Raw genomic sequence first — 4,538 nt, forward strand, 5'->3', positions numbered from 1 at the left:
ATCGGCCGACCATTCTTTTCCATCATGGGAAGGTCAAATCCAAACCGAGCATCCTGCTAAGGCCGAAGGTGAGGAGCGAGAGACCCAAGAGCACCAGCACGAAGACTGCGGCCACCTTGCCGCCCGCGCGTAGCGCCGCGCTCTGCTTCTCCTTCCTCCCTCGCTCATAGTGCCACTTGATGGCGAAGAACATGCCCGTGCCGAACACGAGAACCTTGAACGTGACGAAGACTATAGGGATCCAATCCATCATTCTGAGTATTTCTAAGCTATTTCTTGACACCTTGGTTCAAGGCATCGGATGTCTGGTCCTGGCCGGATGCGGATCTGGATTTTGGTCAGCTCCGAAATCTCACGCCTGTCACCGACTTCGATCTCCGGTTCGTGCCCGGTGCATTCGAGCTTGAGCAACTACCGATCTCAATCCAGTGCGCGTACGTCAGACGGGATTCAATTGATGATCTCGCCCATGCCAACGCGCACGCGCTCCCTCAGCTGCCGGACGTACTCCGGATCGAAGGGTTCCCAGGTCTCCAGTTCACCGACGATTCGCAGCGGCTGCCGGCTTCGGTATGAACGCGTGGGATTGCCCGGGAACTTCTTGTCGGTGACGTTGGGATCGTCCTCGCAGGCTCCCGTGGGCTCGACGATGTAGACGCGGCCCCGGCCGTCGCCCCTCGCCATTTCAGCGGCCAGCCCAGCGCCCTTGGGCCATGCGGTGAAGTAGATGTGGTTCATGACGACGCGGTCGTCGTAGTTCGACCTGAAGCCTGCCGTGAGCAGATCGCCCACCTGAAGGTCCGCGCGAGTGCCGTGGAAGTAGGGGCCGGCGTCAAGGATCGTCATCGCGGGTCGCTCCTCTGCGGAAAGGAAAAGCCGCGGAGTCTACTCGTGTCGATCTTCATGGGAGTCGTGTCGCGTGAGGTCCGGTTCAAACGGGCTAGGACCGCTGTTGGTCGAGTCTCGTTGCCCACGAAGGGGCCGGTCTTCGCCGCGAACGTCTTGAGGGAAGCTCACTTAGCCAGCAGTGATAGGGCCGAGGACCAGAGCGAACCAACTATGCCGGCAGAGACGAACCACGCGAGCATGCGTTTCGCGGTGACAGCGTATCGTGCGCTGTCCGCAGGGTCTATGAACCATGCTCGGCGGAAGGGCTCACTACCGTGGCCGAGTACAAGGAAATAAAGGGGCAAGATGAAGAACACTGTCGCGGCAGACGCCCACAAAAGGTTGTGGGCAAGAACCGAATCGATATGGTGTTGCGTCATCCATCTCTCGAATGGCACCAGTCCGAAGGACGCCCACGCGCCAGCAACTGCAGCGGTTCTGTTTGAAGCTTCAATTTGCATGGTGTGGGAGTCCCGAAGAACTACGTCTTCTGGCGGACTGTAGCCGGGCAGACCGTCGGCGCCAAGGGATCCTGGCCGTCATTCACACGTTGCGAGAGCCACCGTTTGATGTTTGCGCGGCCATGCGTGTGGATCGCATTGAAGGGGGAGTCGAAGGCCTGGTGTTAGCTGGCAGGAGTCGTTCTTGATTCACTCGCGCGAATGCAGGAGTTTGCTCAGAATCCCCCGCTCTTCATCGCTGAAAAAGTCCTTCAGGTCCTCGAAATCGCCTTCGATGAAATGCTTTTGCATGTTTCTGAGACTTGCTCTCAGAAGGAGGAGCAGCCCTTTAGCGTCATAGTCATATCCTGGGCCACTGAAGCCTACCCAGTTCTCTACAAAGTTCAGCAACTCATCGCTGGTTTCGAAATGCATGTTTCTCTCGAATGACTGGTTGTGGGCCAAGTTCGCCCAACGGGCGATGGATGGCTCTTAGCCGACTGAAGCACAAGCTCGGTTGGTCGCGTGGAGTTTCCAGCAGCTCTGCGGCGAATCCAGTTCCCTCAGCAAGTCGCAATCATCGGCACTCACACTCGAGATCGGACGTCTTGTCTTTCGGGGTTGCGGGACCTCGATAAACAAGGTAGCCGTCTTTCTTGATGTCTGAGCACTTCCGTGTGCAGGCTTGTTGCGGTGTGGGCGAATCGCGTCTTGGATACCCGACAAGAAACGAGAGTCCTGCCATGACTGCAAGCACCAACAGGAGGATCACCCTTCGGCGAGCATCGATGTTCATGTTCATTCGGGCTCCTGAATGTCGTGCCAGGATATACAAATTCTCATGAGCCCTTTGCCGATTCCGTTTGCGAACTGGTCTGGTCCTTCAAGCGCTTGTGATCTACAGCAGTTCCCCGTGTTTGCATCCGGCTCCGGATATGAGGCGTGGCTGGCTCGAGGCAGCTCCAAGATAGAGGCGTGCCGTGTCTGCGCCATCGGGGCCTGAACGTCTTTCCGGCCCACGACTGTCCGAGTCGAAGGGCGGACGTCTTCGCAGCTGCGAGTTCGCCGGGAAATGTCAGGTCTTGTTGTCAGCCCGGCTTCGCTTCAGCCGGCGGATCTCGGCGAGCTGGAACCTGAAGGCCTCCACAGCTTCCTTGGCCTTGGGATCCCAGGTGTCCGTCTTCATGTGCGCAAGAACGGCCTCCAGCGCATCGCCGAGTTGGCCAATCTGCCGCCCGTAGCTGCCCACGTCATCCAGAATCTGCTGCTCGAGAGCAGGGTCTGACGACTTGCCCATGTTGATGTTGATGAATCCGAGCTGCCCATTGGAAATCCTGGTCAACCAGGTCCAGGGGTTGATGTCCTGGCGCACATTGCCGGAGAGCGGCAAGTAAAAATTCGGCATCGAAGTCCTCCTGCGCAACGCGACCGGCTGCTGCGATCAGGTCAAGCAAGAAGCTCGCCGGCCTACTTCCGCGCTCGCTTCGAGGGCGACGGCCTATCGGGTACTTTCCTGATCGCGCACATGAAGCACGGTGCCGTCCTCCGAGAACTCGAGCAGCAGCGGCGCATCCAGCATCTGATACTTCTGCGAGAGCTGAAACAGCGCATCCTTGAAGGACCCGGTGAATTTTCCGGCACGTGCCTCGGGCGTGAGCGTGTAGTCGCGAGTGCTGTCCCAGCGCACTTCGACGCCCACGACGGAACCCCAGCGCATGATCACGAGGCGCAAGGAGTCATCCTCGATGGGCCATTGAGCCCGGACGGCGTTGATTCTTCGCTCGGTGAGCCAGGCGGCTCCCGTAGTGGGTGCGCTGGCTGCGGCAGTCGCGGGGAGAACTTCTTCCGGCCCCGGGAGCGCAACGGCTGCGGGCATGTCCCGCGATATCTTTTCAACTTGCACTCCCGCCGTTGCGCTGGCGAGCGTTGTGGCAAGGCTCATGCTGATGCCTAGCCAGATTGAAGGATGGAACAGGGCCTTTCTCATCGGCGAGTCTGTGGGACGGCAGGAATTGGACAGGTCGATCGAGAGCCAGCGGTACGCGGTCCAGTGCGACGTGGCAAAAAAGTCAGTCCTTTATCTTATCTGGCTCGTCGCCCCCGACGGGGGAGGCCGGTTCCCACAGATGCTTGCCTTCGATAAAAAAACGGACCTCAAGGGTCCGTTCGTGTTTGTCTTTGGTGCCCGGCGCTCTGCCAGGAAGAACCTATTCGACGGCTTCACCGTCCTCTTCGTCTTCCGATTCGGCTTCTTCAGCACGACGGACCGTCACGAAGTTGGTGGCGTCTTCCACGAACCCCATGACCTTTTCGTCGGGCGCCATTCCGCGCACTTCGGTCTGGATGCCGTCGCCATTCTTGTAGTCGACCTGCACCAGCGCAAAGCAGGCCAGCGGTTCTTCCATCTCTCCTTCATCGCCGCCGTCATAGACAGCGACCCACCCTTCGGCGGGCATGATCTGAAGGATCTTCACGTCTTCCATCGATTCACTCCAAGTTCAAAAAACGCCGCGCAGCATATCCCATGGAAAGAGGGGTTCCGAAGAGCCGGTGAGGAAATCCCGTTGCTGCATGCATGCAACGCTCCTGTTGCCGGATCGCGATGGCGGTGTTAGCCTTCGCGCCCCTGAAGATCAACCATTGCACCGCGGCCAACAACCAGCCGCAGTAGAAGCCCATGAAGCAGTTCCTGACCGCGCAAGACGCATCGATGACCCGCACCTTTGCGGCGGCTTTCCTGCGCGCTTTTGGCGCCGAATTGCTTTCGTAGATAGAGCCTTTGCACCCGGAGGCTCAGGCCTCCTGAGTTTCACAAGACCCGGTAGGCCTCAAGCCACCGGGTTTTTTGTTTTTCGCCTGCTTCGCTGGAGATTTGGACATGAGCCCCGAACGAGAACTTCCCTTCGCCGCACCCGCTGCCAGCGCAGTGCCGTGCTTCGACTCCGCGGAGTGGTTCGTGTAGAGCCTCCAGGCCCTCGTGCGCCTGGAGGTCCATCCTTCAGGCAAAAGAAAAAGCCTGTCGGGTGGTCCACCCGGCAGGCTTTTTTCTTTTGCCCGCATGGCGGGCACCCCGAGTCTGGCGCGCGCGCCGACAACCCGCCGGATGTTTCGCCTGGCCAGCGAAGCGGATGGCTTTTCAACTCTCAAACTGGAGAAAAACATGATGAACAAGGTTCATGTGAACGTCGGAACCATCGGTCACGTCGACCA

General features: G+C 58.9%; 9 protein-coding genes. 1 reads left to right on the plus strand and 8 read right to left on the minus strand.

Annotated features, from left to right (window positions below; translation table 11 throughout):
* Nucleotides 1–22: 22 nt before the first annotated feature.
* From ACT6S0_RS26695 to ACT6S0_RS26730, 8 genes are all read right to left on the minus strand, one after another.
* Complete coding sequence (locus ACT6S0_RS26695; RefSeq protein ID WP_444766754.1) at nucleotides 23–253, minus strand: hypothetical protein; 231 nt, start codon at nucleotides 251–253, stop codon at nucleotides 23–25.
* Nucleotides 254–450: 197 nt separating this feature from the next.
* The gene (arr, locus tag ACT6S0_RS26700) at nucleotides 451–846 is read right to left on the minus strand and encodes an NAD(+)--rifampin ADP-ribosyltransferase (protein WP_444766755.1); all 396 of its coding nucleotides are present in this window, start codon (nucleotides 844–846) and stop codon (nucleotides 451–453) included.
* A gap of 167 nt (nucleotides 847–1,013) precedes the next feature.
* A complete protein-coding gene (locus ACT6S0_RS26705) occupies nucleotides 1,014–1,349 on the minus strand; it encodes a hypothetical protein (protein WP_444766756.1) in 336 nt (111 codons plus the stop codon).
* Nucleotides 1,350–1,538: 189 nt separating this feature from the next.
* Complete coding sequence (locus ACT6S0_RS26710; RefSeq protein WP_444766757.1) at nucleotides 1,539–1,763, minus strand: hypothetical protein; 225 nt, start codon at nucleotides 1,761–1,763, stop codon at nucleotides 1,539–1,541.
* Nucleotides 1,764–2,403: 640 nt separating this feature from the next.
* Nucleotides 2,404–2,733 carry a hypothetical protein gene (locus ACT6S0_RS26715; RefSeq protein ID WP_444766758.1) on the minus strand — a complete coding sequence of 110 codons (330 nt, stop codon included), beginning with the start codon at nucleotides 2,731–2,733 and terminating at the stop codon, nucleotides 2,404–2,406.
* 93 nt (nucleotides 2,734–2,826) lie between these two features.
* The gene (locus tag ACT6S0_RS26720; protein ID WP_444766759.1) at nucleotides 2,827–3,315 is read right to left on the minus strand and encodes a TcpQ domain-containing protein; all 489 of its coding nucleotides are present in this window, start codon (nucleotides 3,313–3,315) and stop codon (nucleotides 2,827–2,829) included.
* 220 nt (nucleotides 3,316–3,535) lie between these two features.
* On the minus strand, nucleotides 3,536–3,811 hold the full coding sequence (locus ACT6S0_RS26725) for a hypothetical protein (protein WP_444766760.1): 276 nt from the start codon (nucleotides 3,809–3,811) through the stop codon (nucleotides 3,536–3,538).
* 4 nt (nucleotides 3,812–3,815) lie between these two features.
* Complete coding sequence (locus tag ACT6S0_RS26730; protein WP_444766761.1) at nucleotides 3,816–4,007, minus strand: hypothetical protein; 192 nt, start codon at nucleotides 4,005–4,007, stop codon at nucleotides 3,816–3,818.
* 298 nt (nucleotides 4,008–4,305) lie between these two features.
* Between ACT6S0_RS26730 and ACT6S0_RS26735 the strand changes: the two genes are divergently transcribed.
* Nucleotides 4,306–4,538: hypothetical protein (locus ACT6S0_RS26735; RefSeq protein ID WP_444766762.1), on the plus strand; the 233-nt coding region annotated here is incomplete at its 3' end.

It is taken from the genome of Roseateles sp. (genome assembly GCF_052436255.1).
Lineage (GTDB): Bacteria > Pseudomonadota > Gammaproteobacteria > Burkholderiales > Burkholderiaceae_C > Pelomonas.

Coding starts and splice junctions, on each gene's coding strand:
- ACT6S0_RS26710 (WP_444766757.1), bottom strand. CDS start 1,763: ATGCATTTCGAAACCAGCGATGAGTTGCTGAACTTTGTAGAGAACTGG.
- ACT6S0_RS26715 (WP_444766758.1), bottom strand. CDS start 2,733: ATGCCGAATTTTTACTTGCCGCTCTCCGGCAATGTGCGCCAGGACATC.
- ACT6S0_RS26705 (WP_444766756.1), bottom strand. CDS start 1,349: ATGCAAATTGAAGCTTCAAACAGAACCGCTGCAGTTGCTGGCGCGTGG.
- ACT6S0_RS26695 (WP_444766754.1), bottom strand. CDS start 253: ATGATGGATTGGATCCCTATAGTCTTCGTCACGTTCAAGGTTCTCGTG.
- ACT6S0_RS26725 (WP_444766760.1), bottom strand. CDS start 3,811: ATGGAAGACGTGAAGATCCTTCAGATCATGCCCGCCGAAGGGTGGGTC.
- ACT6S0_RS26730 (WP_444766761.1), bottom strand. CDS start 4,007: ATGGGCTTCTACTGCGGCTGGTTGTTGGCCGCGGTGCAATGGTTGATC.
- ACT6S0_RS26720 (WP_444766759.1), bottom strand. CDS start 3,315: ATGAGAAAGGCCCTGTTCCATCCTTCAATCTGGCTAGGCATCAGCATG.
- arr (WP_444766755.1), bottom strand. CDS start 846: ATGACGATCCTTGACGCCGGCCCCTACTTCCACGGCACTCGCGCGGAC.